A 26,987-nucleotide genomic window follows, 5' to 3' on the forward strand; every position below is an offset into this window, starting at 1 on the left:
ACCGACGCCGTCGTGGAGTCGACCCGGTCGGGCACGTTACGTCGAGCAACGTTCGCTGTCACCGGTCGTGGGACCGCCGTTACCGAGTCTCGACCCGGGGTCCCGTCCGCGGGGGCGGCGGACGGGGCGACTCCGGTGTGGTCGGCACGCAGCACGGAGCCCCCGCACACCGGGCGGTGTGCGGGGGCTCCGTGGGTCCCGCGCGGCCGGGGCCGCGGTGGGTCAGGCGCCGAGGCGCTGCTTCAGGGCCTCGAACTCGTCGCGGATCGAGGTCGGGAGGTTGTCCTCGCCGATCGTGGCGAACCACTCCTCGATCAGCGGGATCTCGGCCTTCCACTCCTCGACGTCGACGGCCAGCGAGGCCTCGACGTCGGAGCGCTCGGCGTCGACGCCGTCGAGGTCGAGCTGGTCGGCGGTCGGCACGAACCCGATGGGGGTGTCGACGGCGGCGGCCTTGCCCTCCAGGCGCTCGATGCACCACTTCAGGACGCGGCTGTTCTCACCGAAACCGGGCCACAGGAAGCGGCCGTCCTCGCCGCGGCGGAACCAGTTGACGTAGAAGATCTTCGGCAGCTTGTCCGCGTCCGCGCCCTTGCCGGTGTCGACCCAGTGGGCGAAGTAGTCGCCGACGTTGTAACCGAGGAACGGCAGCATCGCCATCGGGTCGCGGCGGACCTCACCGACCGTGCCGGCCGCGGCCGCGGTCTTCTCCGAGGACATGGTCGCGCCCATGAAGGTGCCGTGCTGCCAGCTGCGGGCCTCGGTGACCAGCGGGACGGTGGTCTTGCGACGGCCACCGAACAGGATCGCCGAGATCGGCACGCCCTGGGGGTCGTTCCACTCCGGCGCGACGACCGGGCACTGGTCGATCGGCACGGTGTAGCGGGAGTTGGGGTGTGCGGCCTTGACGCCCGAGTCGGGCGTCCAGTCGTTGCCCTTCCAGTCCGTCAGGTGCTGGGGGTCGCCCTCGAGGTCCTCCCACCACACGTCGCCGTCGTCGGTCAGCGCGACGTTGGTGAACAGCGCGTTCCCGGCCTCGATGGTGCGCATGGCGTTCGGGTTGGTCTTCCAGTTGGTGCCCGGCGCGACGCCGAAGAACCCGAACTCGGGGTTGGTGGCGTAGAGCCGGCCGTCCTCGCCGAACTTCATCCAGGCGATGTCGTCGCCGACGGTCTCGGCGCGCCAGCCGGGCACGGTCGGCTGCAGCATCGCGAGGTTGGTCTTGCCGCAGGCGCTCGGGAAGGCGGCGGCGACGTAGTAGGCCTTCTCCTCCGGGCTGATCAGCTTGAGGATCAGCATGTGCTCGGCGAGCCAGCCCTCGTCGTGCGCCATGGCCGAGGCGATGCGCAGCGCGTAGCACTTCTTGCCCAGCAGGGCGTTGCCGCCGTAGCCGGAGCCGTAGCTCCAGATCTCCCGGGTCTCCGGGAAGTGGCTGATGTACTTGTCCTCGTTGTGCGGCCACGGGACGTCCGCCTGCCCCTCGGCCAGGGGGGCGCCGATCGAGTGCAGGGCCTTGACCCAGCGGTCACCGGCCTCGTCGAGCAGCGGCAGGATGTGCGCGCCCATCCGGGTCATGATCTTCATGGAGATCACGACGTACTCGGAGTCGGTGATCTCGACGCCCAGCTTCGGGTCCTCGGCGTCGGTCGGGCCCATGCAGAACGGGACCACGTAGAGGGTCCGGCCCTTCATGCTGCCGCGGTACAGCTCGGTCATCGTCCGCTTCATCTCGGCGGGCGCGACCCAGTTGTTGGTCGGCCCGGCACCGCGCTCGGTCTCGGTACAGATGAAGGTCCGCTCCTCGACGCGGGCGACGTCGCCGGCGTCGGACGCGGCGTAGAAGGAGTTCGGCTTCTTCTCCGGGTCGAGCCGCACGATGGTGCCCTGCTCGACCAGCTGGTCGGTGAGCCGGGTCCACTCCTCGTCCGAACCGTCGCACCACACGACGCGGTCCGGGGCGGTCAGCTCGGCGATCTCCTGGACCCAGGCCGCGACGCCCTGGTTGGTGGTCGGTGCCTTGTCGGTGCCCGGAACGGTCGCTGCAGTCATGTCGTCCTGTTCTCCTCGCCGGCCCCGGCCCGTCACCGGGGGAACTACGACGGGCCCGCGACCGGAGTCGGTGACGGGCCCAGACGGGAAAAGGTGGTTTCCGAGGCTACCTGCGAAATAGTGCGCCACCCATGGGTGGAGTTGAGAGGTCAGGCACAGCACCGATCATGTAAATCGATCCAGTAGCCGACGGACGACGGCGATGTCCGCCCAGGTGACAGGCATGTCACACCAACGCAACCTGTTCCCGGTGACCGATTCGGCGACGATCCGTGACATCGGCACGCACATTCCGGGAGAAGCGTCGCGGAAATTCACCCGTAGGCCGGAAGCGACCGTTTCAACGCATTCTCGGAGCCCACTTAGGGCTTTCAGGAACGGAAGCGGTCAGCGCACGGCGGCGACGGCGCGCGCCAGCTCCGGAACCATGATCGGCAGCCGGTGCGCGGTCACCTGCCAGTAGCGCGTGCCGGGGTCACCGGCCCGCCAGGCGTCGGCGAGCCGGACGACGGCGTCCGGGTCGATCCGCCGGCGCGGCCGGGGTCGCATCCCGCAGCGCTCACGGACGCCGGCGTCGAGCGCGCGCCAGGCGTCCTCGGCGGTGGTGTGGACCGAGACCTCCGGGCGGCCCGGGACGACGTCGTGGTCCTCGGCGCCGGGATTCCCGGCGCCGTCCACGGAATCACCGGGGTGCTCCCCGAGCACCAGGGTGTAGGCGCTGACCACCTCGTACGGCACGGCTGTCTCCCGTGTGGAGTCGGCACCGGCGACCGGCACCGGTCGCCGCGGACGAGCCGTAGTGAACCAGCCGGGGCACACCGGATCCGCCGAACGAGCGTCCGACGGGGCCGCGCGTCGCCGGAACCACCCGTCCGGGCGGCCGGACGGTCACCCGTGACCGTCACGGGTGGTCACCCGGCGCTCACACCCCGCGACAAGCGGTCAGCGGCGGGCGACCGCGTGTCCGGCGTCGGCGTCCACCGCGGAGGCACCGGCCGCCAGGACGTCCCGGTGCGCGCGGCGCAGGCCGAGCCCGGCCGTCACCAGCACCACCGCGACGGCGACCGCCGCCACCCCGGACGCGACGTCCACCCCGTGCACGAACGCCTCCCGCGCGGAGGCCAGCAGGGCCGCCGCGGTGTCGGCGGGCATCGTCGTCGCGACGTCCGCAGCCCCGCCGAGGGTCTCTCCGGCCGAGGACGGCGTCCCGTAGGGGAGCACGACACCCGCCCGGTACACCGCGGACAGCACCCCGCCGACCAGCGCGGTGCCGAGCACCGCACCGACCTCGTAGGCGGTCTCGGAGACCGCGGCCGCGGCGCCGGCCTTCTCCGGCGGGGCGGCGGCGAGGATCGCGTCGTTGGTGACGGTCTCGGACAGCCCGATCCCCGCGCCGATCAGCACCGCGGTCGTCATCAGCAGCACGACGGCCGAGTCCACCTGCAGGAACAGGCAGACCACGTAGCCGGTCAGGACGAGCGCGAGCCCGGTCGCGACGAGCTGGTGCAGCGCGAACCGGCGGGCCAGCCGCGCGGCGGCGAGCCCGGCCACGACCGTCACCACGAAGCCCGGCAGCAGGAGCAGGCCCGCCTGCAGCGGCGAGTACCCGACGACCAGCTGGAGGTACTGGGCGGAGAAGAACAGCAGCCCGGTGAGCCCGAACATGGTGGTGGCGTTGGCCAGCGCGCTGTGCCGGAGCACGGGGCGGGCGAACAGCTCCAGGTCGATCAGCGGGTCCAGGCCGCGCCGCACGCGTCGCCGGTAGTGGGTGACGAACGCGGCCCCGGAGCCGACACCCACCAGCACCGACGCGACGACGGCGGGGGTCACCCCGCCCGCGGACCCGGCCAGCTTGAGGGCCAGGACCAGCGGTCCCATCGTCAGCAGCGACAGCACCACGCCGACCAGGTCGAGCCGGCCCGGCTCGGTCTCCCGCGACTCGGGCACCACCAGCGGCGCGACGACGAGCAGCAGCGCCATCGGCGGCACGCTCATCACGAAGATCGAGCCCCACCAGAAGTGCTCGAGCAGCAGCCCGCCGACGATCGGGCCGAGCGCCGCACCCGCGGCGAACCCGGTCGCCCAGATCGCCAGCGCGAGCCTGCGGTGGGTCCGGTCGAGGAACACCGACCGCAGCAGGGCCAGCGTGGAGGGCATCAGCATCGCGCCGAACACACCGAGCAGGGCGCGCGCCGCGACGAGCTGGGCGGCCGAGGTGGCGAACGCGGCGAGCAGCGAGACCGCACCGAAGCCGGCGACACCGATCATCAGCAGCCTGCGGCGGCCGATCCGGTCGCCGAGGGTGCCCATGGTGACCAGCAGCCCGGCGAGCACCAGCGGGTAGATGTCGACGACCCACAGCAGCGTCGCCGCGTCCGGGCGGAGCGCGGCCGAGAGCTCCGGCAGCGCCACGCCGAGCACCGTGTTGTCGATCGACACCAGCAGCGTGGGGATGGCGAGCACCGCGAGCGCGAGCCAGGCGCGCGGCCCGGGCCGCGGCGCCACGTCCGGCCCGCCCCTGTCCATCGCCGCGCCCCCTACGCCGACCTCCGGCCGTGACATCGCCGTTCTCCCTCGTGCTCGTCGTCCCGTGGTGCCCGGATCCGGACGCAGCTTTACCGTCCGGACGGTACATCTTTATACCGTCCAGACGGTACAGTCCATTCCCGGCCGGGACTGTGAGGCGGGGCACGGGCACTAGGCTTCGCCCATGGCGTCCCACTCCGAACGACGGAACGCGGGGACACGGGGACCGGGCTCGGCCCGCGACCGGGTCCTCGACGCGTACGAGACGCTGCTGATCGAGCAGGGGCCCGGCGGCGCCACCCTCGACGCGGTGGCGGCGGCCGCCGAGGTGTCCAAGGGCGGGCTGCTCTACCACTTCAACTCCAAGGAGTCGCTGGTCGGCGGCCTGCTGGAGCGGCTGCGCGAACGCAGCGCCCGGGACGTCGAGCTGATGCGCTCGGACACGGCGGGCACCGTGGCCTACTACCTGCGCACCTCGATGCCGGGCAACACCTCACCGGTCGGGCTGACCCGCACCTACCTCGCCACCCTGCGCATCGCCGACGGCACCACCTCCGGGGAGGCCGCACGGAGCGCGCTGGCCGACGTCGACGCCGACGGGCTCGCCGCGCTCGGCGAGGAGATCCACGACCCGGTCGTGGCCTGGCTGGTGCAGCTCGTCGGGGACGGCCTCTACCTGCGCACCCTGACCGGCGCGCCGCTCACCGGCGGGGTGTCGACCGACGAGCTGCTCGACACACTGCGGGAGCTGCTCGCCGCCCGTTCCTGAAACGGATGAACACCTCGCGCGCAGAGCGCGTCGAACCGGTCGCGCGGGGTAGTCTCCAACCCTGCACACGCACGGGGAGGGGCCCACTGTGGAGGGAACCGGCGGCTATCTCGCACTGGTCGTGGTCGGAGTGGCGATCACGGTCGTCGTGGGCCAGATCCTGCTGCGCACCGGACAGCCGTTCCTGGAGGACGTCTTCCAGAACACGGAGACGTCGCACTCCATCAACCGACTGCTGGTGGTGCTGTTCCACCTGCTGACCCTCGGCGTCCTCGGCATGATCTCGGTGATCGACATCGACAGCATCACCGGCGTGCAGCAGATCGTGTTCAAGATCGGCGCCGTGCTGCTGATCGTCGGGATCGCCTACGGCGTCTCGATGCTCGTGCTGCTGCGCATCCGCGAGCGGCGCCGCCAGCAGAAGGTGTCCGCGGACATCGACCGCTCCATCGCCGAGCAGCGCCGCGGCGTCGGCCGGTTCCGGCGCGGCGCGAACACCGACAGCGAGGGCCGCACCCCCGCCGACCAGCCGGAGGACTGACCCCGGGCTCAGCCGGGGTCTCCGGGCAGGCCGGTCACCGCGTCGGCGAGACCGTCGCCGTCGAGGTCGGTCCAGAACTCCGGACCCCGTCCGGAGTCGACGACGAGCGTCTCCGCCACGCCGTCGCCGTCGGCGTCGCGGGCGGCGGGCCCGGACACCGGGACCGACCCCACGACGCCGGAGCGGGCCCGCGGCACCCGCACCCACCAGGGGACGGGCAGCGCCGCCGCGACCACCGCACCCGCCAGGACCGTGCTCCCGGCCGGTACCGGCGGCTCAGCACGCACGGGACGCCTCCGGCAGCCCGCGGTCGGCGTCGGAGATCCGGCGCAGCAGCTCGTGGTCCGCGGCGAGCAGCACCGCGTCGCGCACCCGCCGGGCCAGCGCACGGTCCCGGGCGGAGCGGACCGCCCGCACCCGGGCCGCGACGAGCGCACCCACCAGCAGGACGAGCCCCGCGAGGGCGGGCAGCACCCCGGGACCCCCGGCCGGGAGCACCCGCGCGCCGGCCGCGAGGAGCGACGCCACCCACACCGCCGATCCGGACAGGACCGCCCCGGACCACGCCCCGCGTTCCCGGCCCGGTGCGACGGCGAGCACCCGGCCCGCCGCGGCGACGAGAGCCCCGCCACACGACGGTGACGGAACGTGAGTGACATGTGTCACGTGGACGCCCTGATGCCGCAGTGCGGCTGCGGCCGCACGGCGGCGCAGGACCGGCCCGCTGCGGCGCCCCCAGGCGTCGTCGAGGGTGCGGGCGGGACCGTCGAGCGCGGCCGTCCACCACCGGACGTCGCCGGCCCGCCCCGCGCGCCGGGCCGCGTCCGCCGCCAGGCCGTCGACCTGCACCGACAACGTCGCGAGAAGATCGGCGCGGGCCTGGTCGAGCGCGGTGCGCAGCGGCGGTCCGATGCTGCCCGACAGCGGTTCCCGGTCCATGCCGGACAGTGTCGGAGGGACCGTTCCCGGGTGGATCCGTAGGACTGCGCAGCGGCCCCGGGTGATCGTCGTCCCCTCTCATGGGCAAGGCTGAACCGCAGCGTGGACACGGACGAATCAGCCGACCGGGGCAACCCCACGGGCTCCAGGGACGTCCACTGATCGGGCAATACCGAAGACGCCCGACACCAGAACCGCAACCGGACCGTGATCGCGTCGTTGGACGAGTAAGCGGACCTGTATGGAGGAAGTGTGAGCGCCGTTACGCCCGCCCGCCCGACCGTCACGCCCGATGCGAGCGCCCCCGCGCGCCCCGGGCGTCAGAACGGTGCCGGTGCCGGACAGTCGCCGTTCCCGGCGAACCCTGCCCGACCCGGCGGGCGCGCTCCGCTGGCGCCGCAGCCGGAGGGACCCGAGGGCTTCCGTCGCCCGCGGCCCCGCCCGGCTCCGCGCCGCAGCGCGAACCCGGCGGTGTCGGTGATCGTGCCGACCCGCAACGAGGCCCGGAACCTGGAGATCGTGCTGCCGGCCATCGCCGCGGTGCGCCCGGCCGTGCACGAGGTCATCGTCGTCGACGGCAACTCGACCGACAACACGGTCGCCGTCGCGCGGCGCACGCTGCCCTGGGCGCGCGTCATCACCCAGACCCGCAAGGGCAAGGGCAACGCGATGGCCTGCGGCTTCACCGCCGCGACCGGCGACGTCATCGTCATGTTCGACGCCGACGGCTCGGCCGACCCGAACGAGATCCCGGCCTTCGTGAACGCGCTGGTCAAGGGCGCCGACTTCGCGAAGGGCAGCCGGTTCTGCAAGGGCGGCGGCTCGGACGACATCACGCTGCTGCGCAAGTCCGGCAACGCCGGCCTGAACACCGTCGCGAACCGGCTGTTCGGCACGCGGTACTCCGACCTCTGCTACGGCTACAACGCCTTCTGGGCCGACCTGCTCCCGCAGCTCGAGCTCCCGGACCCGGCCGCGCCGCAGCCCGAGGACGGCTCGATGCTCTGGGGCGACGGTTTCGAGATCGAGACCGTGCTCAACTGCCGCGTCGCGGCCGCCGACCTGACGATCACCGAGGTGCCGTCGGTCGAGCGCGAGCGCATGTTCGGCGAGACCAACCTGCGGACCTTCGCCGACGGCACGCGCGTGCTGCGTACCCTGATGGCCGAGCACCGTCGCATGGAGCAGCGCCGCAAGGCGTCCGGCTACGCCCGCTGACGCTGCTCGCACCGGCCGCCCCCGCCGGTCCGCAGCCCCATGAGGAGCGATTGCACGTGAGCGCCCTGCCGACCGCCACCGTGGTCGTCTGCGTCTACACCGAGAAGCGCTGGTTCGACATCAAGGCCGCCGTCGACTCGGTCCTCGACCAGGACGTGACCCCGCTGGAGACGATCGTCGTCGTCGACCACAACGAGCGCCTGCGCGAGCGGGCCGAACGCGAGTTCGGGCCGCTCGGGGTGGTCGTCGTCGCGAACGACAAGAAGCAGGGCCTGTCGGGCGCCCGCAACACCGCGGTCGAGCTGGCCTCCGGTGAGGTCGTCGTCTTCCTCGACGACGACGCCGCGGCCCGCCCCGGCTGGCTGCACGCGCTCCTCGCCCCGTACGAGGACCCGGACGTCATCGGCGTCGGCGGGGTCGCGCACCCGAAGTGGCCCGACGGGCGTCCGCGGACGCTGCCCGGTGCCGCCCCCGGGGACCCGAACGCCACCGGTGAGCTCGACTGGGTCGTCGGCTGCACCTACACCGGCCAGCCCACCGAGCGCGCCGAGATGCGCAACCTCATGGGCTGCAACATGTCCCTGCGCGCCGAGGTGTTCACCCGCGTCGGCGGGTTCGCCGAGGACATGGGCCGGATCGGCAAGAACCCGCTGGGCTGCGAGGAGACCGAGCTCTGCATCCGGGCCCGGCAGGCCTACGTCGCCGACGGCCGGAACCCGCGCATCCTGTTCGAGCCGCGCGCCGCCGTCGACCACCGGGTGTCCGACGACCGCGTCTCCTGGCGCTACCTGCTGCGCCGCGGCTGGGCCGAGGGCATCTCCAAGGCCGCCGTGTCCAAGGTCGTCGGGACCGGGGACTCGCTGTCCACCGAGAGCAGCTACACGATGAAGGTGCTGCCCGCGGGCGTGATCCGCGAGGCGAAGGAGCGCAACGCCGCCTCCGCCGCCGCGATCGTCGCCTGCTTCGGCGTCACCGCTGCCGGCTACGTCCGCGGCCGGCTGCCCGGCGCGACCGCCCACGTGCGGCTGCCCGCGGGCCGGAACACCGGTGCCTGACCGGGCCACCGCCCCGGAGGCCCCGCACCCGCACGACACCCGGATCCGCTCCTACGTCCACCAGCGCGTCCGGCTCTCCGAGGGCCAGCACTCCGCCTGGGACCGGTTGTGGTCGACGTGGGGTTCCGAGGTCGACGACGTCGTGGCGTCCGGGGTGTGGGACCCGGCCGCGACGTTCGGCCGGACCGCGCCGCTCGTGCTGGAGATCGGCTCCGGCATGGGCGAGACGACGGCGGCGCTCGCGACGGCCGAGCCGGGGATCGACCACGTGGCCGTGGAGGTCTTCGAGCCCGGACTGGCCCAGCTGCTCATGCGGATCGAGCAGGGCGGCCTGACCAACCAGCGGCTGCTGCGCGGCGACGCCGTGGAGCTCCTGACCCGGGTCGTCCCGCCGGCGTCGCTGGACGGGCTGCGGATCTTCTTCCCCGACCCGTGGCCCAAGCGGCGCCACCACAAGCGCCGGTTGATCCAGCCGGAGTTCGCCGCGCTGGCGGCGTCACGGCTGCGCCCGGGCGGGCTGCTGCACCTGGCCACCGACTGGCCGCACTACGCCGAGCAGATGCGCCGGGTGGTCTCCGCGGAGCCGTCGCTGCGCCCGGACGACCGCTTCCCGCTCCGTCCGGACGGCTGGCAGGACCGCCCGTCGTGGCGTCCGGTCACCAAGTTCGAGGACCGGGCCCGGCTCGAGGGACGACCGGTTCGTGACCTGCTGTACGTCGCCGACCACGCACCCGGCACCGGTGACACACGGAGAGTGAACGACTACGGTCGGGAGTACCCCCGACCCGGATCCCCACCCGAGTGACCCCCGAAGGACGCCCGTGACGACGGTGGAGCACGGCAAGAACTCGCACCCCGCTCCCGCGGCACCGAAGCGGCCGGTCGACCGACCGCCCGGCTTCCGGCCGAGCCCGACGCCCCGCCCGATGACGGGCCCGCCGCCGGGCGCCCCGTCGGGTCCGGGTCAGGGGCCCGGCCCGGTGTCCGGCGAGTCCGGCGCGGAGCGGTCCGGCCGGTCGGTGTCGATGGTCCCGCTGGTCGGTCCGGTCGAGGGCCCCGTGCAGGCCACCACCGCCGTGGCGCGGCCCGGGGTGGAGACCACGACCGTCGTCGACCGGTCGCGGGTGCGGCAGGCTCCGCCACGGGAGCAGGGACCGGGCGGGTCCGGGCCGCTGCGGGACCAGCAGGCCCCGGCCGAGCGGGCCACGGTCGCGACGCCGCTGCCGGAGCGCGCGACCGTCGCGACCCCGGTCCCGGGAACGGCCCAGGCCCCCGGGAGCACCCCCGGCTCCGGCACCACCCCGGCCCCGGGATCGCAGCGCCCGGCCGCGGGCAGCCGCGAGCACGTCCTCAACCGGGTCGACGGCCCGGGCGCCGCGACCGCGGTCGTCCGCGTCGCACCCCCGGCGGAGAACCGCACCGCACCACCGGTGGAGAACCGCACCGCACCGCCGGTGGAGGGCCGTGGCGCGCCGTCGGTCGGGAGCCGTGTCGCGCCCCCGGCCGAGGCCACCGGTGGCTGCCCGGTCACCGGGCACGGGCGTTCCGGCGGACACCCGCCGCCCCCCGGCGTCGCCGACGAGCGGGACCCCGCCCCGGTCGACCCGGCCGTGGCCGAGGAGTTCCTGCGCCAGGTGTACGCCGAGACCGAGCCGGGCGTCCCGCTGCCGGAGCGGCTGCGCCAGGTCCGCGCCGAGATCGACCGGGTCGGCACCTACACCCACACCACGCACGAGCTGGTCTTCGGCACCCGGGTGGCCTGGCGGAACTCCGCGCGCTGCATCGGGCGCCTGTACTGGCAGTCGCTGCAGGTCCGCGACCTGCGCCACCTGCACGACCCGGCCGACGTCGCGCAGGAGAGCGTCGGGCACCTGCGCGCCGCCACCCGCGGCGGGAAGATCCGTTCGACGATGACGGTGTTCGCGCCGGACGCCCCGGGGCGGCCCGGCCCGCGGATCCGCAACGACCAGCTCGTCCGCTACGCCGGGCACCGCAACCCCGACGGCACCGTCACCGGGGACCCGGGGCAGGCCGACTTCACCGACCACGTCGTCGGGATGGGGTGGCCGCGACCGCAGCCGGCGGGCCGGTTCGACGTGCTGCCGCTGCTGATCACCGGCCCGGACGGGCGGTCCCGGCTGTTCGACGTCCCGCCGGACGCCGTGCACGAGGTCCCGCTGCGCCACCCCGAGCACCCCTGGTTCGCCCGGCTCGGGCTGCGCTGGCACTCGGTGCCCGCCATCAGCAACATGCCGCTGGAGATCGGCGGGGTCGTGTACCCGGCCGCCCCGTTCAACGGCTGGTACCTCGACACCGAGGTCGGCGCCCGCAACCTCGCCGACACCGACCGCTACGACCTGCTGCCCGAGATCGCGAAACGGCTCGGGCTCGACACCCGGTCGGTGCGCACGATGTGGCGGGACCGGGCGATGGTCGAGCTGGTCCGCGCGGTCACCTACTCCTTCGACGCCGACGGCGTCACCATGGCCGACCACCACAGCGAGGCCGAGCGGTTCATGACCTTCCTGGCGAAGGAGGAGGCTGCGGGACGGCGCTGCCCGGCCGACTGGAGCTGGATCGTGCCGCCGATGTCGGGCTCGCAGACCCCGGTCTTCCACCGCTACTACGACGAGCCCGACCCGGATCTGCGGCCGGCGTTCCTGGAGCCGCACGGGCTGCGGCCCCGCGACGACCAGGGCTGAGGGCCGGTCAGGGCCGGGCGGTGACCGGGCTCAGGCCCGGCACCTGCCGGGTGCGGCCCCGGAACTCGGCGACGACCGTCCCGTCGTCGGCGCGGACGGTGACGTCGTAGAGCCCGGACCGGCCGCTCGCGGCCCGCTCGACCGCCTCGGCGGTGAGGACGTCGCCCTCGTGCGCCGGGCGCAGGAACGCGATGTCCGCGCCGCTGGCCAGGGCGGAGACGCCGTGGGAGTTGCTGGCGTAGGCCATCGCGGTGTCGGCGAACAGGAACAGGTAGCCGCCGTGGCAGACCCCGTGCCCGTTGACCTGCTCGGGGCGGACGGTCATGGTCGCCGTCGCCCGTCCGGGGGTGACCGCGACGACGTCGACCCCCGCCGCACGGCTCGCCCGGTCGCCGTCGCGCATGATCTCGGCGGTCCGGGTGGCGAGCTGCTCCGGCCCGGTCGGTGGGTTCTCCATGGGGACAGTCTCACCCGCGTGGGCGCCGGGCCGGGCGGGCGGGGCGACGGCGGCTAGGCTCCCCGGCATGAGCAGCGGGACGGGGCAACACGGACGCGGCGTTCCGACGGGCCCGCAGGAGCGCGTGCTGCTGGTGTGGGACGCGCCCAACATGGACATGAGCCTCGGTTCGCTGCTCGGCGCCCGCCCCACCTCGGCCTACCGTCCGCGGTTCGACGCCGTCGGCCGCTGGCTGCTCGACCTCGCCGGCCCCGAGGCCGAGGCCGAGGCGTGTGTGTTCACCAACGTCGCCCCGGGCAGCATCGACATCGTCCGGCCCTGGGTCGAGGCCCTGCGCAACGTGGGTTTCGCCGTCTTCGCCAAGCCGAAGACCAGCGAGGACTCCGACGTCGACGACGACATGCTCGCCCACATCGGCATGCGCTCGGCCGAGGGCAGGCTGCGCCACGTCGTCGTCGCCTCGGGGGACGGGCGGGCGTTCCGGGAGCCGCTGGAGAAGCTCATCGAGGTCGGCACCGACGTCACGGTGATCGGCTTCCGCGAGTACGCCGGGTTCGCGCTGGCCTCGGAGACGCTGTCGTTCCTCGACCTCGAGGACATCGACGGCGTGTTCCGCGAGCCGCTGCCGCGCGTCTCGCTGGAGACCCTGCCCGACGAGGGCGCCTGGCTGCCGCCGTTCCGGTCGCTGCGCTCGCTGCTCGACCGCCGCTGACATGGCGGTCCTCCAGCGGCTCACCGCCCCGGTCGCGCTGCCCTGCACGCCCGGCTTCCCGGTCGTGCGCGACGCGGTCCTCGACGTCGACGACACCGGCCGGATCGCGTTCTTCGGCACGGCCTCCGACGCGCCGGCGACGGACGCCGTGGTGCGGCCGCTGCCCGGGCTGCTCATGCCCGGCATGGTCAACACGCACTGCCACACCCCCATGTCGCTGCTGCGCGGGATGGGTGGCGACCTGCCGCTGATGCCGTGGCTGACCGAGGTCATGTGGCCCGCGGAGGGCCTGCTGACCGAACAGGACGTGCACGCCGGGATGCTCGCGGGCTGCCTGGACCTGCTGCGGACCGGCTGCACCACCAGCGTCGAGATGTACTTCTTCACCGACGCCCTGGCCGACGCCGTCCGCACCGCGGGCTCGCGGGCCGTGCTCACCCCGGGGATCATCGCCGCGCCCGGCTGGGACCGGCTCGGGACCTGGGAGCAGATGCGCGACGACGTCTCCGCCCGGATCGACGCCCGCGGCGTGATCCCCGACGACGACGGCCGGATCGAGCTCGGCTACGGCCCGCACTCGGCCTACACGCTGCCGCCCGGCGCCCTGGAGTCGGTCGCCGCGGCCGCCCGCGAGCGCGGCGCACTGGTGCACACCCACGTCGCGGAGTCCCGCGGCGAGGACGCCCACGTGCGCGAGACCCACGGCTCCGTCCCGGCGATGCTCGACGCCGGCGGCGCGCTCGGCGGGCGGGTGCTGGCCGCGCACTCGGTGCACCTGTCCGACGACGACATCGCCGTCTACGCCCGGCACGGCGTCGCCGTCGCGCACTGTCCCGGCTCGAACGCGAAGCTCGCGGCGGGCACCGCCCGGCTGCTGGACCTGCGCCGGGCCGGGGTCCGGGTGGGGCTGGGCACCGACGGTCCCGCCTCCTGCGACGACCTGGACCTCTGGCACCAGGCGCGGCTCGCCGGGCTGATGGCGCGGGTCGGGGCCGACGACGCCGCCGCCCTCACCGCCGCCGACGTGCTGCTCATGGGCACCGCGGACGCCGCGCACGCGATCGGCCGCGACGACCTCGGCGCGCTGGAGGCCGGGCGGCGGGCGGACGTGGTGCACGTCGACACCGACGACTCCGCGTTCGTCGCGCCGTCGAACGACGCGCAGCTCGTGTCGAACCTGGTGTGGGCGGGCGGCTCCCGCCTGGTCCACGACGTGTGGGTGGGCGGCGAGCAGGTCATCGACGCCGGTGAGCCGACCCGGGCCGACCGCCGGGCGTCGCTCGCCGCGGTGCGGTCGATCTCCGCGCGGCTGCGCGGGCAGGTCTGAGCGCTCCCGCGCCCGTCAGCGGCCGAGTACGGCCGCGAGGTGCGGGTCGGTGAAGCGGCGGTCGGGATCGAACCGGTCGCGGACGGCGCGGAACGCCTCCCACCCCGGGTAGGCGACGGCGAGCTCGTCCGGCCCCCAGGCGTGCCGGGTGGTCCAGCAGGGCCGCCCGTCGGCGTCCTCGCAGACCGCGCCCGCGAGCCGGCGGACCGGCTCCTCCGCCGGTCCGCGGGTCCGCAGCCGCAGGTAGGCGGTGTCGCGGCCGGACGCCGGGTGCAGCAGACCGGTCTCGGCCCGTCCGGTGCGCACCCGCACGGGACGCAGCTCCCGCCCCCGCGCGGCGACGGCGGCCCCCAGCTCGCGCAGGACCGTCCCGAGCGCGGCACGCGGCACGGCCCACTCGGACAGGTCCGGGTCCCACGGCTGCGGGTCCGGCAGGACCTCGTGCGGCGGCCCGGCCGTGCCGGGCGCCCAGCGCTGCGGCGGCGGCCACCCGGACCGCAGCCCCACCCCGGAGGACCACCACGACGACGCCAGCCGCGACACCGCCTGCCCCCAGCCGGCGCGCTCGACCGGACCGGTCGCCTCGGGCTCCGGCTCGGCCCAGCGCAGCACCGCGGACCCGGCGTGCGCCGACGGGCTGACCGCGATGTCGCACTCGGTCCAGGCGTGCTCGCCGAGCAGGTCCTCGCCGAGCACCTCGTCGATGCCGACGGCGCGCTCGTGCACCTGCAGCCGCGTGAGCGGGACGGTGCGGAGCTCCAGCGCGGTCGCGATGCCCAGTGCGCCGAGCCCGCAGCGGGCGGCGTCGAGGTCGGGTCCGGTGACGTCGCGGACGGTGCCGCGGCCGTCGACCAACCGGACGGCCCGGACCTGGCCGGACAGCGAGCCCTCCGCGGGGGCGCCGCCGTACATGCCCAGCCCGGTGGCGCCGCCGATGGTGGCGCGGGGCGCGTCGGGCACGGTGGCCAGCGCCCGGCCGGCGGCGGCGAGGGCGACGCAGAGGTCCGCGACGGTCTCCCCGGCCCGCACCCGCACGGTGTCCTCGCCGATCTCGACGACGCCGGTCAGCGCGGACACGTCGAGTAGTACGTCATCGGTCCGGACGAGGGGTCCCGGGGCGCGGCCGCCGGCACCGGTGGGGCGGACGGTGGCGCCCCTTTCCGCGGCCCGTCGCACGGCCGTCACGACGCCGGCCTCGTCGAGCGGGCGGTCGGTGCGCCGGGGGCCGGTCGCGGCGGGATCGGTGCTCATCCCTCGCAGGGTAGAACGCCGAGGGTCACCGTGCGGAACGATTCGAGCACGCGTCGCGGCGCGTCGTACGGCCGTCCGGTGGGACGGCGGTGAACGTGGTGGCGGGTGTGCCGGACGGGACGGCGAAACATGCAGCGAATGCCCTCTTGTGACCCGGACGGCCGCCCGATACGGTCACACTCCGTGGCGATCATGTCGCCACGCGAGTCCGGGACGAGGATGTCCCGCACTCGGCCCCGTCGCCCTGCCCGGAACCGCGCTCCCCACGGCTCCGGTCGGCGCCGACGGCGTCACCGGTGTCGCGCGCGCCACGCCGGTGGCCTCCGCACGCGCGAGGGCCGGGTGCGGTGGTCGGCTCCCTCCGACCATCGCCCCGGCCCTCGCCTTGCGTGCTGACGACCCAGCTCCCCAGCCGGTCGTCACCTCATCCCGCGGTCCCAAGGTGTGTCCGCGGGATGTTCTGGTGCATCCTCGGCGCTCCCGGTCCCCACCGGTCCTGCCGTGCGGCCGTACGCCTGTGGCGTGCGGCCACTCCCCGGGACGCTCCGGGGGTGTCGTGGTTGCCTCGCGTACCGATCCGGTCGCGAAAGGGTGCCGAACGGCCGTACCGCGCCGCCCGTGCCGGCGGAGCGACCGGGCCGGATACCCGTCCGGTCGCTCGGACGCCGCTCAGGCCGTGCGGGTCAGCCGGTGCCGCCCGGCACCGCCCAGCAGATCGGCGATCGCGGCCCGGTCCGCGGCGCGCTCGGCGTCGCGACGACGGCGCAGCATCACCATGGCGGCGTCGCCCGGTGTGTTCCAGGCGCCGTCGTCCTGCTCCTGCGGCGCGTGGCCGAGCGGCTGCGCCGGGACCGGTGCGACCTCGGCGTGGAACGCGGCGACCGTGTCCCCGGTCGGCCGGACCGCGCCACCGCGGCGGGTCGTGCGGACGGTGCCGCGGTGGACGCGGCGCACGGCGTTGCCGGCGCTCCCGCTCCGCCGGCCGTCCCGCCAGCCCCCGACGGTGAGGGCGTGGAAGATCGGGGTCTCCTCCTGGATCTCGTCGTGCGACTCGTGCCGGCCGGGGAACGGCCAGCTCTCCTGCGCGGCGCGTCGCGCCCGGATCGACGACTCGAGGCCACCCGCAGCGCTGTCGAACTCGTACACCCGCCGTACCTCCTGCTCGCCTGACATGTGGGGACCCACGGCCTGGTCCGTATCGCGTACACCCGATACCGCCGTTCGGCCCACTCACCCGGTCAACGGGTGACACACGAGAGGGGAAACGGGGGTGACAGTTCTGGTTGCGAGGTCCCCTCGTACGAGTGGCGTGACCGGTCCAGGACTCTCCGTGTTGTCTACGGAGCGTGTTCACTCGGCCTCCTCCTGGAGCAGTCGGTGACGTCGGTTCGGAGTCCGGCCCGTCGGAAGCCCTCGGCGACAGGTCCTCGCCTCGGCCCAGGTGACCACGATCCGGCACGTCGCGACCACCATGCGGCGGTGCGTCACCACATCGCCACTCCTTCGTGCCGGCGCGGCCCACGGAGTGTCGACTACACGGGTGTAGTTCGACGGAAAGTCACGAATGGCTGTCAGCACTGCTCCGTCCGTTCCGGCGCTGGTCCGTCCGGGGTGCAGTGCTCGGGGGCCGGGCCGTCACCGTTGCGTGCACCGCGCCACCCCGGCCGATCCGCCGTACCGTCGTCCCATGACGGAGCGGACCGGGCGGCCCGCCGCTCCTGCCGGGAGCGGCATCCCGCGCCCACGGCACGACGACGACCCTGCCCTTCGCGGGCGCGCGTCCGCGGACGGGCACCACGCGGAACCGGCGCACGCCGCGGACGAGGACTCCGGCGCCGGGCACGCACGTGTGGTCGCCCCGCGGCCCGCCGATCCCGGGGCCGGCGCCCACCGGGCCACCCCCGCCCCGCACGACGACACCGAGCCCCTCCTCGACGACACCACCGACCACCATCGCGCCGCCGGCGGGCGGACCGGGCCGCACGTCGCGGACCCCGTGGCGCGGGCCGCCGGGGCGCGTCCCCGCCCGTCGCCGCGGGCGGAGATCCCGCGCCCGCTGCGGATCGCCTCCGAGGCGTGCGCCCGGATGCTCGTCCTCGCCGCCGGGTTCGCGCTGCTCGTCTTCCTCGTGATCGAGCTGCGGGTCGTGGTCGTCCCGGTGGCGATCGCGGTGCTGCTGTCCGCGCTGCTCGCCCCGCTGGTCCGGTGGCTGCACGAGCGGCGGGTGCCCCGCGGCATCGCGACGGCGCTGGTGATGGTCGGCGGTCTGGCCGCGCTCGGGGGGCTGCTGACCGCCGTCGTCAGCACCCTGGTCGACGGCACGTCCCAGGTGGTCGCGGAGGTCACCGACAACGTCGGCTCGCTGCAGGGGCTCGCCGACGCGACGCCGTTCCGGATCGACGTCGGCGTGCTCGGCGACCAGGTGCTGCAGGCGGTGCGCGACAACCAGCAGACGCTGACCTCCGGCGCGGTGACGACCGCCGCGACCGTCGGGGAGATCCTCGCCGGGTTCGCGCTCTGCCTCTTCGCGTTGATCTTCATGCTCCACGACGGCCGCCGCATCTGGGGGTTCGTCCGGCTGCTCGCCCCGCGGGCCCGGCGCTCGCGGGTCGACGTCGCCGCCCGCCGGGCGTTCGCCTCGCTCGTCGGCTACGTACGGGCGACGGTGCTGGTCGCGATCGTCGACGCCATCGGGATCGGCCTGGGCCTGTGGGCGACGGGTGTGCCGTTCGTGCTGCCGCTGGCCGCGCTGGTGTTCCTCGGTGCGTTCGTGCCGATCATCGGGGCGGTGCTGACCGGCGCCGTCGCGGTGCTGGTCGCGCTGGCCACCGAGGGACCGGTGACCGCGCTGATCGTGCTCGGTGTCGTGCTGGCGGTGCAGCAGCTGGAGAGCCACGTGCTCCAGCCGGTGCTGATGGGCCGGGCCGTCCGGCTGCACCCGCTGGCGGTCGCGCTCGGCGTCGCGGTCGGGGTGGTCGTCGCCGGGATCGCCGGCGCGCTGCTCGCCGTCCCGCTGCTGGCCGTACTGACCGCCGCGGTGCGGTCCCTGGTCGCGTCGCGCGAGGTCGCGCCGCGGGCGGTGGACCCGCTGCGCCCGCGCGAGGCGAACCCGCCGCCCGCCCTGCCGGGCTGAGCGCACGCCCTGCCGCGCAGTGCCTGCGGTGGGACGATCGCGCCGTGCGTTATCTCGTGACGGGTGCGACCGGCTACATCGGTGGGCGGCTCGCGCCCCGGCTGCTGGGCCAGGGTCCCGAGCCCGACCTCGTCCCGGACCCGTCCGCGGGCCCGGTCCACGTGCGCTGCCTGGTCCGCAACCCGGACAAGCTCGCCGACGTGCCGTGGGCCGCCGACGCCGAGATCGTGCAGGGCGACCTGCTGGACCCGGACAGCGTCCGCGCGGCCTGCGAGGACGTCGACGTCGTCTACTTCCTCGTGCACTCGCTGTCGGACTCCGACTTCGCCGCCACCGACCGGCGGGCCGCGCTGATCCTCGGGGAGGCGGCGCGCGCGGCCGGGGTGAAGCGGATCGTCTACCTGGGTGGTCTGCACCCGGACACCGGAGCGGGGAAGCTCTCGGCCCACCTGGCGTCGCGGGTGGAGGTGGGGGAGACCCTGCTGCGCTCCGGGGTGCCGACGGTCGTGCTGCAGGCCGCGGTGATCCTCGGCTCCGGCTCGGCCAGCTTCGAGATGCTGCGCTACCTGACCCAGCGGCTCCCGCTGATGGTCACCCCGCGCTGGGTGCACAACCGGATCCAGCCGATCGCGGTGCGCGACGTGCTGCGCTACCTGATCCGGGTCGCGGAGATCGACGCGCCGGCCGCCGAGCTGAACCGGACCTTCGACATCGGCGGCCCCGAGGTCCTCACCTACTACGAGATGATGCAGCGCTACGCCCGCGTCGCCGGCCTGTCCCGGCGCCGGGTGCTGCCGGTGCCGGTGCTGTCGCCGTCGCTGTCCGCGCACTGGATCAACGTCGTCACGCCCGTCCCGAAGTCGATCGCGAAGCCGCTGATCGAGTCCCTGGTGCACGAGGTCGTCTGCTCCGAGGACGACATCAAGGACCGCATCCCCGACCCGCCGGGCGGGCTGATCGGCTACGACCGCGCCGTCGAGCTGGCCCTGTCCCGCATCACCGACGGCGAGGTCGAGACCCGCTGGTCGGGCGCGACCGTGGCGAACGTGCCGTCCGACCCGCTGCCCAGTGATCCGGAGTGGGCCGGCGGCGACGTCTACCTCGACGAGCGCGAGCAGGACTGCGCCGCCACCCCGGAACGGCTGTGGACGGTCGTCGAGGGCATCGGCGGGGAGCGTGGCTGGTACTCGTTCCCGCTGGCCTGGTCGGTGCGCGGCTGGATGGACCGCGCGGTCGGCGGCGTCGGGCTGTCCCGCGGCCGTCGCGACCCGCACGACCTGCGCACCGGCGACGCGCTGGACTGGTGGCGGGTGGAGCGGATGGTCGAGCCCGGCGGGGCCCGCCCGGCCGGCAGCGACCGCGACCCGGAGGAGGGGCTGCTGCGGCTGCGCGCGGAGATGAAGGTGCCCGGCCGGGCCTGGCTGGAGATGTCGGTGCGCCCGCGTCCGGGCGGGTCGATCTACCACCAGCGGGCGGTGTTCATCCCGCACGGCCTCCCCGGCTACCTGTACTGGTGGTCGGTCGCGCCGTTCCACGGGATCGTCTTCGGCGGGATGGTCCGCAACATCACCCGCACCGCCGAGCGCGACGGTGACGTCCCCGCCCCGGCGAGCCGCCGTCCGGCATGGCTGCGGTCCCGGTCGCACCGCGACCGGGCGGCCTGACCGCCTCCGGGTCGGCGCTCCCCCGACCACGGTGGCCCGGGCGGCGGCGTCAGCCGCGGTCGGGGCCCGAGAGGGCGGCGATCAGCACGGCGGACTCGCGCTCGGACACCGAGCGCGCGAAGTGCAGGAGCACGGCCTCGGTGTCGCCGGGGCCGTCGAGCAGGTCGCGCAGGGCGCGCGCGGTCTCCTCCTCGCGGCTCGCGGCCGGCGTGTAGAGGTAGGCGCGACCGTCCAGCTCGCGCTGCACCCAGCCCTTGCGGTGCAGGTTGTCGAGCACCGTCATGACGGTCGTGTACGCCAGCGGACGGGCCGGGGCCAGGCGGGCGCGGACGTCGCGCACCCGGCACGGACCCGCGTCCCCCCACAGCACGTCCATCACGGCGGCCTCGAGCTCACCGAGTCGACCACGCATGTTGCCTCCCGGACCCGAGGGTAACCGCAACCCCCCATGCTCCCCCGGTCGGTGGGCCGTCGGATCAGCAGCCGGACAGTGCGTGCACGGGCTCCACCGCACGCGGTCCCGGGCCGAGCACCACCCAGCGCCCACCTGCGGCCTCCACCCGGGGCAGCGCGGCGCGGACCTCGTCGAGGAGCTCGGGCAGGAACAGCAGGACACGGTCCGGGCGCAGGCCGGCGAGCTCGTCGGGGGACACGACGGGCACGTCGCTGCCCGGCATGCGGTGGCCCTGCTTGGCCGGCGAGGCGTCCCCGACGGCGGCCAGCAGCGACGCGTCCAGCCCGGCGCGGCACACCAGGGGCACCGCGCGGGACGCCGCGCCGTAGGCGGCGACGGTGCGTCCCGCCGCCCGCTCGGCGACCAGCCAGTCGCGCAGCAGGTGGGTGTCGTCGGCGGCCGCCTGGAGCCGGGCGAACCCGGACGGCTCGGTGACGGCGAGGGCGCGTTCCTCGTCGACGAGGCGGCGGGTCCCGGCGTCGGGCTCGGCGCCGGCCCGGGCGGTGACCAGCACGGTCCCGCCGGACAGCGGGTACCACCACGCCCGGTGCACGCCCAGGCCGTGCCGGCGCAGTGCGGTGTCCAGGGCGGGCAGCGACCAGTAGCCGTAGTGGCCGTGGCGCAGGTCGAACCACTGGCCGTCACGCAGCACGGTGCCCAGCGACAGCAGCTGGAGCGCGAGCGTGCCGCCGGGTGCGAGCAGCGCGACCCGCCGGGCGAGCGCATCGGCCTGGTCGGGCTCGTGCAGCAGCCCGTAGAAGTCGACGACGAGGTCGGCCCGCCCGGTCGCGGACACCGCGTCCGTGTCGAGCGCGATCATGCCGCGCCCGGTCAGCCGCGGGAGCCACGAGCCGCCGTGCGGGCTGCCGAACTCCGCGACCCGGCCGCCCGGGCGGACCAGCCCGGCGCGGGCGAGCCGGCCGACCGAGCGGTCGCTCTGGTCGGCCATCGCCTGCGGTTCGACGCCGTGCAGCTCCTCGGCCACCACGGCATCGGTCTGCAGCTGGGCGAGACCGCAGCCGGCGCACAGCCACATGCGCAGCGGGGCCGCCGGGTCGGGCAGCGGGGCGTCCCGGGCGGGCATCCGGTCCCACGGCGGCTGCTCACCGAGGTCGAGCACGACCGTGCCCGTGGCACCGCCACAGGCACGGCACCGGGTACCCGGCCTCGGGTCGTCGGTCATGCGCCACCCCTTCGTCGCATCAGTACTAGGTTCGATAGTAGATACGGGGGCTGAAAGCCCGCTGTGAGCCCGATCGGAGCAACGTGGACTTGCGCAGCGTCACCAGGACCGGGGCCGCTCGTTGTCGTCTCCGGTACCCCAACCGCAGCCCACCGCGCGCCCGTCGCACGCGGTGACCGGACCGAGGGAGGTCGAGTGGACGTCGTACGGACCGTGGTGCCCGGCGCGCTGCTGCTCGACCCGACCGTGGCCGACATGTCCGGCCCGGACCTCACCGCCTTCACCGTGCGACGACGGCGCCGCCCGGCCCGCGACGCCGTGCTCGGCCTGTTCGGCCATCCCGACGACGCGGTGCTGCTCGGCGTCCCCCGCGGCAGCGGCTACGCCGTCGTCATCGACGCCCGGCCGGACGCCGACACCTTCGGCCGGCTCGCCGTCGCGCTGCTCGAGGGCCCGCAGCGACTGCTCGTCCCGCCGGGCTGCCTCTACGGCGTCCAGTCCGTCGCGAGCGGGACCGTCGCCGAGCTGCGCAGCGCCACCCGGCTCCCGCGCCGGGAACGCTTCGACGTCCACCCGGACGACCCGGACCTCGCGGTCCGCTGGCTCCGCCCCCGGCCGGCCCGGACACCGGGCACCGCACGCTCCTGGGCCGCGCTGACCGCCCGCCTCGGGGCCCCCGCGGGCCCCCGCCGGGACCGCGTCTCCCTCTGGTGACCCCGGGCGCCGTCCCCGGTGTGAGGACGGGCGCATGTGAGCCCGTCGGCCCGGTCGGCCAGATCACGAATCGGTCACGTAACGTCGGTACCAGGCCGGATCGACGACGCCCCGCGCCGGACGGCGGCACGACCGTGTCCGCCGGGACGTGGACACGAGGGGGTGCCGAGGTGCTGAGCGAGCGCGAGAACCGTCGACTGCACGAGATCGAGGTGCAGCTGCGGCTGACCGACCCGCGACTGGTCCGCCGGTTCTCCGCACTGAACGCCGCACTGCACGCCCCGGTCCGCCACGGCGGACGGCTGCTCGCCGGGTTCGCCCGCGACCGGCGCACCGTGCACGGCTCCGGCCCGTTCCCGACGGTACTGCTGGGGGCCGCACTGGTCGTGCTGCTGCTCGGTGCCGTACTGGTGAGCGTGCCGGTCGTCGTCGCGGGGATCCTCATCGCCGGCCTCGCCCTGGCCGTCGCGGCCACCACCGGACCGCAGGCGCACCCCGGAACCGCCTGACCCGGCACCCCGCACCGCGCGGTGCCGCCCCGGACCGGCGCCGCACAGCGACCGATGCCGCCCCGGAGGGACGGCGTGGCCGTGGCGCGCGACCGGGGGCCTCAGCCGTGGGCGAGGTCGGAGAACCGGCTGTAGTGCAGCTGGTGGGCGACGGTGATCGTCGTGGTCGGGCCGTTACGGTGCTTGGCCAGGATCAGGTCGGCCTCACCGGCGCGCGGGTCGTCCTGCTCGAACGCGTCGGGGCGGTGCAGCAGCACCACCATGTCCGCGTCCTGCTCGATCGAGCCGGACTCACGCAGGTCGGACAGCATCGGCCGCTTGTCGGTGCGCTGCTCGGGACCACGGTTCAGCTGGCTCATCGCCACCACCGGGACCTCGAGCTCCTTGGCCAGCAGCTTGATCTGCCGGGAGAACTCCGAGACCTCCTGCTGACGGGACTCGACCTTGCGGCCCGAGGTCATCAGCTGCAGGTAGTCCAGGATGATCAGCTTCAGGTCGTAGCGCTGCTTCATACGGCGCGCCTTGGCCCGGATCTCCATCAGCGTCAGGTTCGGCGAGTCGTCGATGTAGAGCGGCGCCTCGGAGATCTCCGACATCCGCCGCGCCATCCGCGTCCAGTCCTCGTCCGACATCCGGCCGGCGCGCATGTCGGCCAGCCGGATCCGGGCCTCCGCGGACAGCAGACGCATGACGATCTCGGACTTGCTCATCTCCAGCGAGAAGAACGCGCTGGTCATGCCGTTCTTGATGGAGCAGGAGCGGGCGAAGTCCAGACCCAGGGTCGACTTGCCCAGACCCGGCCGGGCCGCGACGACGACCATCTGGCCCGGGTGCAGACCGTTGGTGACCTGGTCGAGGTCGGCGAAGCCGGTCGGCACCCCCGTGGACTGGCCGCCCCGGGAGGCGATCGCGTCGATCTCGTCCATCGTGGGCTGGAGGAGCTCCTCCAGCACCGTGTAGTCCTCGGTGGTGGTGCGCTCGGTGACCTCGTAGACCGCGGCCTGGGCCCGGTCCACCGCGTCGTCGACGTCGCCGCCGTCGGCACCGTGGTAGCCGAGCTGCACGATCCGGGTGCCGGCCTCGACCAGCCGCCGCAGGACCGCCTTCTCGCCGACGATCTCGGCGTAGTACGCCGCGTTCGCCGCGGTGGGCACGGTCGCGATGAGGGTGTGCAGGTAGGGCGCGCCGCCGAGGCGGACGAGCTCACCGCGCCGCTGCAGCTCCGCCGAGACCGTCACCGCGTCCGCGGGCTCGCCACGGCTGTAGAGGTCCAGGATCGTCTCGTAGACGGTCTGGTGGGCGGGCCGGTAGAAGTCCTCCGGCTGCAGGACCTCCACGACGTCGGCGATCGCGTCCTTGCTCAGCAGCATGCCGCCGAGCACCGACTGCTCGGCCGTGAGGTCCTGCGGGGGCTGACGGTCGAACGTGGCGCCCTCGCCGGGTCCGGAGGCCTTCTCGCCGTCACGGACCGCACGGGGCTTGTTGCCGGGACGATCGTCCGTCAGAGCCATACGCAGCGTCACCCCCGGTGGACACAGTACCGAACGCACGTTCGACGCGCGAGTGGTACGTGCTGCCACCCGCGACCGTCGTCGGTGATCTGCCGGCCGGCGCGGTGCCCGACGGACCGCGGCGGGCGCGGTCCGGGGAGCAAGGCGCTCGCGTACCGGTACGGCCGACACTAGGTCGGCCGCGGGCCCGTGGCGAACCGGCCTGGTGATCGAACTGGGGATGAACTGTGCACGGATGCCGCCCGTCCCGGGACCGTGCTGGGGACAACCTGGGGACAGGGGAGCGGAACGGGCCGTCTGCGCAGGTCAGAGGCATACCCACAGCTGTGGACAACTTTGCTCTGGCGTGTCGCCGCACGCCGCGTACGGGCGTGTCGGAGCGCCCGGCGGACCGCTCGCCGCCCGGCGCGTCCACAGGCCCGCCCGACGAGTGGATCGTCACCGCACGGCGTGTCGGCTGCGTGACAAGACATCCGGTGTGGGGTCGTCCGATCGGTGTCGATCGTCCATCCGGGACTGCGCACCGTGTGCACGACGCCCGTCCGGCCGGCCCGGACACGCGAAAGGGCGGTGCCCGGAGCACATGGCTCCGGACACCGCCCTGTTCACGCTCGGTGGTCGAACGACCACCGGACCGCTCAGCTCGCGACGACCGCGATCGGCAGCTCGGTGGTGACCTCCGGGTGCAGGCGGACCTGCACCTGGTGCTTGCCCAGGGTCTTGAGGTGACCCGGGACGTCGATGCTGCGCTTGTCCAGCAGCGGGCCGCCGGCCGCCTTGACGGCGTCGACGACCTGGGCCGGCGTGATCGAGCCGAACAGACGGCCGGTGTCGCCGGCCTTGGCCGGGACGGTCACGTTGATGTTGCGCAGCTGCGAGTCGACCTGCTGGGCGTGGCCCAGGTCGCGGATCTCGCGGGACTTCTGGGCCCGGCGGATCTGCTCGACCTGCTTCTCGGCGCCACGGGTGGCGACGACCGCGAGCTTGCGCGGCAGCAGGTAGTTGCGGCCGTAGCCGTCCTTGACCTCGACGATGTCACCCGGGGCACCCAGGTTCGGGACGTCGGCGTTGAGGATGAGCTTCATGTGTCTCCCCTTCCTCAGCGAGCGGTCGAGGTGTACGGCAGCAGGGCGACCTCACGGGAGTTCTTCACCGCGACGGCGACGTCCCGCTGGTGCTGCCGGCAGTTGCCGGAGACCCGACGGGCACGGATCTTGCCGCGGTCGGAGATGAACTTCCGCAGCAGACCGGTGTCCTTGTAGTCGATCAGCTGGGCCTTATCCTTGCAGAAAGCGCAGACCTTCTTCTTCGGCTTGCGCACGATGGCCTTGGCCATGGTGGTGCTCCTGGAGATCGTCCTCCGCCCGTCACGGGCGGAGAGGTACGTGGATCAGAAGGGGGGCTCGTCGTCGGACGCGGCGCCACTGCCCGCGGGCGGGGCCGAACCCCAGGGGTCGTCATAGCCGCCGCCGGAGTTGCCTCCACCGCCGGAACCGCCGCCCTGTCGGGCGCCACCGCCACCGCCGCCGTCGTAGCCACCGCCGCCACCGAAGCCACCGGAACCTCCGCCCCGGTTGACCTTGTTGACCTTGGCGGTCGCGTAGCGCAGGGACGGGCCGACCTCGTCGACCTCCATCTCCACGACGGTGCGCTTCTCGCCTTCCTTGGTCTCGAACGACCGCTGGCGCAGGCGACCCTGGACCACGACGCGCGCGCCGCGGGTCAGGGACTCGGCGACGTTCTCCGCCGCCTGGCGCCAGATGTTGCAGCGCAGGAAGAGCGCCTCGCCGTCCTTCCACTCGCCGGACTGGCGGTCGAAGGTGCGCGGGGTGGACGCCACGGTGAAGTTGGCGACCGCGGCGCCGGACGGGGTGAACCGCAGCTCGGGATCCGCCGTCAGGTTGCCCACGACGGTGATGACGGTCTCGCCGGCCATGACGGCTCCAATCAGCCGGCGGCGGGCGCCGGCGTGCGGGTGACGTCCTTGCGCAGGACCTTGGTGCGCAGCACGGACTCGTTCAGACCCAGCTGGCGGTCCAGCTCGGTGACGGTGGCCGGCTCGGCGGTGATGTCGAGAACCGCGTAGATGGCCTCGCCCTGCTTCTTGATCTCGTAGGCCAGGCGGCGCTTGCCCCAGACCTCGATCTTCTCGACCGATCCGCCGTCGTTCTTCACGACGGTGAGGAACTGCTCCAGGGACGGCTGCACAGTGCGCTCGTCCAGGCCGCCGTCGAGGATGACCATGACCTCGTAATGACGCATGAGAACCACTC

Annotated in this window: 27 protein-coding genes; 12 read left to right on the top strand and 15 right to left on the bottom strand. The window is 74.2% G+C overall.

All coding sequences use genetic code 11. The annotated features are described in order from the left end of the window. Window positions 1–222 precede the first annotated feature (222 nt). From MTO91_RS26505 to MTO91_RS26515, 3 genes are all read right to left on the bottom strand, one after another. Window positions 223–2,049 carry a phosphoenolpyruvate carboxykinase (GTP) gene (locus MTO91_RS26505; protein ID WP_476653168.1) on the bottom strand — a complete coding sequence of 609 codons (1,827 nt, stop codon included), beginning with the start codon at window positions 2,047–2,049 and terminating at the stop codon, window positions 223–225. 387 nt (window positions 2,050–2,436) lie between these two features. Continuing rightward, window positions 2,437–2,787, bottom strand: a complete 351-nt coding sequence (locus MTO91_RS26510; protein WP_073576155.1) for a hypothetical protein — start codon at window positions 2,785–2,787, stop codon at window positions 2,437–2,439. Window positions 2,788–2,991: 204 nt separating this feature from the next. Continuing rightward, complete coding sequence (locus MTO91_RS26515) at window positions 2,992–4,611, bottom strand: MFS transporter (RefSeq protein WP_476653169.1); 1,620 nt, start codon at window positions 4,609–4,611, stop codon at window positions 2,992–2,994. Window positions 4,612–4,759: 148 nt separating this feature from the next. Between MTO91_RS26515 and MTO91_RS26520 the strand changes: the two genes are divergently transcribed. Continuing rightward, on the top strand, window positions 4,760–5,344 hold the full coding sequence (locus MTO91_RS26520) for a TetR/AcrR family transcriptional regulator (RefSeq protein ID WP_476653171.1): 585 nt from the start codon (window positions 4,760–4,762) through the stop codon (window positions 5,342–5,344). An 88-nt stretch (window positions 5,345–5,432) separates the two neighbouring features. Beyond that, a complete protein-coding gene (locus MTO91_RS26525; RefSeq protein ID WP_345647716.1) occupies window positions 5,433–5,885 on the top strand; it encodes a hypothetical protein in 453 nt (150 codons plus the stop codon). Window positions 5,886–5,893: 8 nt separating this feature from the next. Here the strand turns inward: MTO91_RS26525 and MTO91_RS26530 are convergent, their stop codons facing one another. Next, a complete protein-coding gene (locus MTO91_RS26530) occupies window positions 5,894–6,172 on the bottom strand; it encodes a DUF6802 family protein (RefSeq protein WP_476653173.1) in 279 nt (92 codons plus the stop codon). Beyond that, entirely contained in the window at window positions 6,162–6,824 is a 663-nt protein-coding gene (locus MTO91_RS26535) for a hypothetical protein (RefSeq protein WP_476653175.1), read from the bottom strand. Before MTO91_RS26535 ends, MTO91_RS26530 begins: the two co-directional genes overlap by 11 nt. Window positions 6,825–7,076: 252 nt before the next feature. On the opposite strand from MTO91_RS26535, the gene MTO91_RS26540 reads away from it, so the two are divergent. The 4 genes from MTO91_RS26540 to MTO91_RS26555 all read left to right on the top strand — a co-directional run bounded on the left by MTO91_RS26540 (window position 7,077) and on the right by MTO91_RS26555 (window position 11,799). Beyond that, entirely contained in the window at window positions 7,077–8,042 is a 966-nt protein-coding gene (locus tag MTO91_RS26540) for a glycosyltransferase family 2 protein (RefSeq protein WP_226369584.1), read from the top strand. Window positions 8,043–8,098: 56 nt separating this feature from the next. Continuing rightward, window positions 8,099–9,097 (top strand): glycosyltransferase family 2 protein, encoded by a 999-nt coding sequence (locus MTO91_RS26545; protein ID WP_202417942.1) that lies wholly within the window; start codon window positions 8,099–8,101, stop codon window positions 9,095–9,097. Next, complete coding sequence (trmB, locus tag MTO91_RS26550) at window positions 9,090–9,902, top strand: tRNA (guanosine(46)-N7)-methyltransferase TrmB (RefSeq protein ID WP_476653177.1); 813 nt, start codon at window positions 9,090–9,092, stop codon at window positions 9,900–9,902. The genes MTO91_RS26545 and trmB overlap by 8 nt, the downstream gene beginning before the upstream one ends. An 805-nt stretch (window positions 9,903–10,707) precedes the next feature. Beyond that, window positions 10,708–11,799, top strand: coding sequence for a nitric oxide synthase oxygenase (locus MTO91_RS26555; protein ID WP_476654975.1), 1,092 nt, complete (start codon window positions 10,708–10,710; stop codon window positions 11,797–11,799). A gap of 7 nt (window positions 11,800–11,806) precedes the next feature. On the opposite strand, the gene paaI is transcribed toward MTO91_RS26555, so the two are convergent. Further along, window positions 11,807–12,256 carry a hydroxyphenylacetyl-CoA thioesterase PaaI gene (paaI, locus tag MTO91_RS26560; RefSeq protein WP_100879080.1) on the bottom strand — a complete coding sequence of 150 codons (450 nt, stop codon included), beginning with the start codon at window positions 12,254–12,256 and terminating at the stop codon, window positions 11,807–11,809. A 67-nt stretch (window positions 12,257–12,323) separates the two neighbouring features. Between paaI and MTO91_RS26565 the strand changes: the two genes are divergently transcribed. Beyond that, complete coding sequence (locus MTO91_RS26565; protein WP_073576110.1) at window positions 12,324–12,968, top strand: NYN domain-containing protein; 645 nt, start codon at window positions 12,324–12,326, stop codon at window positions 12,966–12,968. Window position 12,969: 1 nt separating this feature from the next. Then, window positions 12,970–14,295 (top strand): amidohydrolase family protein, encoded by a 1,326-nt coding sequence (locus MTO91_RS26570; protein WP_476653179.1) that lies wholly within the window; start codon window positions 12,970–12,972, stop codon window positions 14,293–14,295. Window positions 14,296–14,310: 15 nt separating this feature from the next. On the opposite strand, the gene MTO91_RS26575 is transcribed toward MTO91_RS26570, so the two are convergent. Continuing rightward, complete coding sequence (locus tag MTO91_RS26575; RefSeq protein WP_179761502.1) at window positions 14,311–15,546, bottom strand: D-arabinono-1,4-lactone oxidase; 1,236 nt, start codon at window positions 15,544–15,546, stop codon at window positions 14,311–14,313. Window positions 15,547–16,215: 669 nt separating this feature from the next. After that, window positions 16,216–16,719 (bottom strand): hypothetical protein, encoded by a 504-nt coding sequence (locus MTO91_RS26580; protein ID WP_100879083.1) that lies wholly within the window; start codon window positions 16,717–16,719, stop codon window positions 16,216–16,218. A 514-nt stretch (window positions 16,720–17,233) separates the two neighbouring features. Here MTO91_RS26580 and MTO91_RS26585 point away from each other — a divergent pair. Then, on the top strand, window positions 17,234–18,679 hold the full coding sequence (locus MTO91_RS26585; protein ID WP_476653181.1) for an AI-2E family transporter: 1,446 nt from the start codon (window positions 17,234–17,236) through the stop codon (window positions 18,677–18,679). Window positions 18,680–18,723: 44 nt separating this feature from the next. Further along, a complete protein-coding gene (locus MTO91_RS26590) occupies window positions 18,724–20,343 on the top strand; it encodes an SDR family oxidoreductase (RefSeq protein ID WP_476653183.1) in 1,620 nt (539 codons plus the stop codon). A gap of 49 nt (window positions 20,344–20,392) precedes the next feature. On the opposite strand, the gene MTO91_RS26595 is transcribed toward MTO91_RS26590, so the two are convergent. Both MTO91_RS26595 and MTO91_RS26600 read right to left on the bottom strand, forming a co-directional pair. Then, on the bottom strand, window positions 20,393–20,755 hold the full coding sequence (locus MTO91_RS26595; protein ID WP_251783333.1) for a BlaI/MecI/CopY family transcriptional regulator: 363 nt from the start codon (window positions 20,753–20,755) through the stop codon (window positions 20,393–20,395). A 64-nt stretch (window positions 20,756–20,819) separates the two neighbouring features. Next, on the bottom strand, window positions 20,820–21,980 hold the full coding sequence (locus MTO91_RS26600) for a methyltransferase domain-containing protein (RefSeq protein ID WP_476653185.1): 1,161 nt from the start codon (window positions 21,978–21,980) through the stop codon (window positions 20,820–20,822). Window positions 21,981–22,175: 195 nt separating this feature from the next. Here MTO91_RS26600 and MTO91_RS26605 point away from each other — a divergent pair, with 195 nt between their 5' ends. Continuing rightward, window positions 22,176–22,694: a dTDP-4-dehydrorhamnose 3,5-epimerase family protein gene (locus MTO91_RS26605; RefSeq protein WP_476653187.1), complete on the top strand. Its 519-nt coding sequence runs from the start codon at window positions 22,176–22,178 to the stop codon at window positions 22,692–22,694. A 170-nt stretch (window positions 22,695–22,864) separates the two neighbouring features. Then, a complete protein-coding gene (locus tag MTO91_RS26610; protein ID WP_476653189.1) occupies window positions 22,865–23,203 on the top strand; it encodes a DUF3040 domain-containing protein in 339 nt (112 codons plus the stop codon). 101 nt (window positions 23,204–23,304) lie between these two features. On the opposite strand, the gene dnaB is transcribed toward MTO91_RS26610, so the two are convergent. The 5 genes from dnaB to rpsF form a co-directional block, all read right to left on the bottom strand. Continuing rightward, on the bottom strand, window positions 23,305–24,714 hold the full coding sequence (gene dnaB, locus MTO91_RS26615) for a replicative DNA helicase (RefSeq protein ID WP_062403954.1): 1,410 nt from the start codon (window positions 24,712–24,714) through the stop codon (window positions 23,305–23,307). Between the two features lie 638 nt (window positions 24,715–25,352). Next, window positions 25,353–25,799, bottom strand: a complete 447-nt coding sequence (gene rplI, locus MTO91_RS26620) for a 50S ribosomal protein L9 (protein ID WP_208822723.1) — start codon at window positions 25,797–25,799, stop codon at window positions 25,353–25,355. Between the two features lie 14 nt (window positions 25,800–25,813). After that, window positions 25,814–26,050, bottom strand: a complete 237-nt coding sequence (gene rpsR / locus MTO91_RS26625) for a 30S ribosomal protein S18 (protein ID WP_020623471.1) — start codon at window positions 26,048–26,050, stop codon at window positions 25,814–25,816. Between the two features lie 54 nt (window positions 26,051–26,104). Next, the gene (locus MTO91_RS26630; RefSeq protein ID WP_251783330.1) at window positions 26,105–26,650 is read right to left on the bottom strand and encodes a single-stranded DNA-binding protein; all 546 of its coding nucleotides are present in this window, start codon (window positions 26,648–26,650) and stop codon (window positions 26,105–26,107) included. 11 nt (window positions 26,651–26,661) lie between these two features. Then, complete coding sequence (rpsF, locus tag MTO91_RS26635) at window positions 26,662–26,976, bottom strand: 30S ribosomal protein S6 (RefSeq protein WP_062398960.1); 315 nt, start codon at window positions 26,974–26,976, stop codon at window positions 26,662–26,664. Between the last annotated feature and the right edge of the window lie 11 nt (window positions 26,977–26,987).

This window comes from Pseudonocardia sp. 2-7 (assembly GCF_056341085.1).